This is a genomic window from Streptomyces sp. NPDC033229, assembly GCF_055576875.1.
The window spans coordinates 1-3027 of record NZ_JBVIQR010000160.1 but is presented as its reverse complement, the minus strand read 5'-3'; the positions used below and the strand labels follow the sequence as shown (position 1 = coordinate 3027).

Genomic DNA, 3027 nt, shown 5'->3' with positions numbered 1-3027 from the left:
CCGCCGAACAGGCCGAGGGCGGCGGCGCCCGCTTCCGCCTGAGCTTCCCGGACGGGCTGGTTCGGCTGAGCTCAGCCCGAACCAGCCCGTCCGGCACGAGCCCTTAGGCCGGCTGCGACGCGGCAGCGATCCGCTCGGCGCGCAGCGCGTCGTACCACCGGTCGTCGACCGGCGGCAGGGCGTTGACGTCCAGGGCCAGCTTGATCAGCAGGTCCGCGATGTGCGGGTTGCGGGCCATGACCGGGCCGTGCATGTACGTACCGAAGACCGTCTCGTTGTACGCGCCCTCGGTGCCGTCACCCGTGCCGTTGCCCTGGCCGAACCGCACCCGGGCGAAGGGGCGGGCGGTCGGGCCGAGGTGGGTGACGCCCTGGTGGTTCTCGAAACCGGTCAGGGGCGGCAGACCGAGCGGCGCGTCGATGTCGGCCAGCACGTCGCCGACGCACCGCTCGCCCTCGCCGCGGGTGCTGACGACGTCCAGCAGACCCAGGCCCTGCTCGCGCTGGCCGAGGTCGTTGATGAACTCATGCCCCAGGATCTGGTAGCCGGCGCAGACCGAGAAGACGATCGCGCCGTTGGCGACGGCCCGGTTCAGACCGCCGTCGCGGCGCAGCCGCTCGGCCGCCAGCCGCTGCGGCCGGTCCTCACCGCCACCGATCAGATAGATGTCCCCGGAGGTCGGGATGGGCTGGTCGGACCGTACGTCCACGCGCTGGACATCGAGGCGGCGCTGCAGCGCGCGCCGCTCCAGGACCAGGGCGTTGCCCTGGTCGCCGTAGGTGCTGAGCAGGTCGGGGTAGACCCACACCAAACGCAGACTGTTCTGGCTCATGCTCACAATCCTCAGTCTTGAGTGGGGTCAGTTGCCGACGCGGCGGCGGACGTCCTGGAACGCGGTGTAGTTGGCGATCAGCTCGATCCGGCCGGGCGGCGCCGCCGCCACCGCCTCGTCGACGCTCTCGCAGACCCGGAAGTCCAGGCCCGCGACCTCCAGTCGCACCGCGAGGTCCAGCTTGCGGTCACCGATCACGAAGATCGGGTGTCCCGCGAGCCGGGGATAGTCCACGTCCCACAGCCAGGAGGTGTCCGTGCCGTCGGCGCCCCGCGCGTTCACCGACAGGATCACCGGTGCGGGCGGGCCGTCGATCAGCGAGAACGTCTCCAGCCAGCCGGCCGGGTTCTTCGCCAGCAGCAGCCGGATCTCGCGGTTCATGTAGGTGACCACGTCGAACCGGCCCGCGACCGCCTGCACCTGGTACATCCGCTCCAGGGCCACCTGCGGCGGCACCCCGAAGGTGGCCGCGACGGCCGCCGAGGTGGTCGCGTTCGCCTTGTTGGCGCGGCCCGGCAGCTGAAGGTGGATCGGCCACGCGCTGCCGTGCGGGTCGAGGACGTAGTCGCCCGACAGCGCCCAGCTCGGGGTCGGGCGGCGGAAGCCGCACTCGCCGCAGAACCAGTCGTCGCCCGGGCGCTGCATGACGCCACCGCACGACGGGCACGACCAGGCGTCGTCCTTCCACTCCTGACCGGCCGCCACCCACACCACGTTCGGCGAGGAGGAGGCGGCCCATACGATCAGCGGGTCGTCGGCGTTGGCGATGACCACGGCCTTCGTGCCCGCCAGACCCTCGCGCCACTTCTCGGCGAGCATCCGCGTCTCCGCGGCCCGGTCGAGCTGGTCGCGCGAGAGGTTCAGCAGCGCTATGGCCTTGGGCGAGACGTCCCGGGCGACTCCCGCCAGGTACTTCTCGTCCACCTCGATCACGCCGTAGCGCGCGTCCGAGCCACCGGCCAGGGCGGAGGTGATGCCCGCGGGCATGTTCGCGCCCAGCGCGTTGGACACCACCGGGCCACTGGCCCGCAGTGCCTCGGCGATCAGCCGGGTCGTGGTCGTCTTGCCGTTCGTCGCCGACACCAGGACCACGTCCAGGTGGGTCGCCAGCCGCGCCAGCAGATCGGGGTCGAGCTTGAGCGCGACCTTTCCACCGATCACTGATCCGCTGCCGCGGCCCGCGGCTCGCGACACCGCCGCAGCAGCCTTGCCCGCCGTCACGGCCAGCTTGGCCCGCGGCGACAGCGGCCCCGTGTTGCCTGCCATCGTCCTAGATCCTCCTTGCATCCGGCGCCGCGCCTGTCCCTGGTCCGCCGGTGGAACGCCCCCTCCGCGCCGAATCGCCAGCCGGGAGGCTTCGGTCGGGTGCAGCCTACCGAGATCCCGCCGTGGGCCCGAACCCGCCGTCCGGTGAACGTACGCTGGGGGGATGCGAAAAGGTCTCATCCCCGGCAGCTCCGGACACGTACGACCCATGCGGCTGCTTGGCGATCAAGGCCTGCGCACCCCCTGCGAGGAGGTCACGGACTTCGGCGCCGAGCTCGCGAAACTCATCGAGGACATGTTCGCGACGATGTACGCGGCCCGGGGTGTGGGCCTCGCCGCGAACCAGATCGGCGTCCCCCTGCGCGTCTTCGTCTACGACTGCCCGGACGACGAGGACCGCCGCCACCTCGGCCACCTCGTCAATCCGCGGCTGGTCACGGCCGACGGCGACGTCTACCCCGGTCCCGAGGGCTGTCTCTCGCTGCCCGGCCTCGAAGCCGGCACCCCGCGCTTCGACCACGCCGTCGTGGAGGGCTTCACCGCCGACGGCTCGCCCACGCGCGTCAGCGGCACCGGCTTCTTCGCCCGCTGCCTGCAGCACGAGTGCGACCACCTCGACGGCGGGCTCTACATCGACCACGTGACCGGGCTGCGCCGCCGCCGCGTGCTGCGGGCCGCGCGGCGTGTGCCGTGGTGGGAGCCGGGTGCGGCGGAATCGGCCTGGAACGCGACGGCGAACCCGTCCGTCGGTACCGACCCCGGCCGCCCCGGCCGCCCGGGATCCGTACGCGCCGAGGCGTAGGGTCCCCGGGCTCCCCGTGCTGGGGGCCCGGGCCCTAGGGTGTGTCCGCAAATTCGCGCCTGGCCCGCGACGCCTGGCACGCACGCTCGCTGCGTTGTCGGGCTCGCCCGAGTACGCCCGGTACGAG

3 protein-coding genes are annotated in these 3027 nt (G+C 72.4%); 1 reads left to right on the top strand and 2 read right to left on the bottom strand.

From position 1 onward, the window contains the following. Positions 1-103 precede the first annotated feature (103 nt). Both ACZ53N_RS36990 and ACZ53N_RS36985 read right to left on the bottom strand, forming a co-directional pair. Entirely contained in the window at positions 104-832 is a 729-nt protein-coding gene (locus ACZ53N_RS36990; protein WP_469145087.1) for a type 1 glutamine amidotransferase, read from the bottom strand. A 27-nt stretch (positions 833-859) separates the two neighbouring features. Beyond that, on the bottom strand, positions 860-2098 hold the full coding sequence (locus ACZ53N_RS36985; RefSeq protein WP_130876545.1) for a MurT ligase domain-containing protein: 1239 nt from the start codon (positions 2096-2098) through the stop codon (positions 860-862). Positions 2099-2261: 163 nt separating this feature from the next. On the opposite strand from ACZ53N_RS36985, the gene def reads away from it, so the two are divergent. Further along, entirely contained in the window at positions 2262-2900 is a 639-nt protein-coding gene (gene def / locus ACZ53N_RS36980; RefSeq protein ID WP_469145086.1) for a peptide deformylase, read from the top strand. Positions 2901-3027: the final 127 nt, after the last annotated feature.

Bases quoted from the DNA above. Each gene is read 5' to 3' on its own strand.
- ACZ53N_RS36990 (WP_469145087.1), bottom strand. From the start codon at position 832: ATGAGCCAGAACAGTCTGCGTTTGGTGTGGGTCTACCCCGACCTGCTC.
- ACZ53N_RS36985 (WP_130876545.1), bottom strand. From the start codon at position 2,098: ATGGCAGGCAACACGGGGCCGCTGTCGCCGCGGGCCAAGCTGGCCGTG.
- def (WP_469145086.1), top strand. From the start codon at position 2,262: ATGCGAAAAGGTCTCATCCCCGGCAGCTCCGGACACGTACGACCCATG.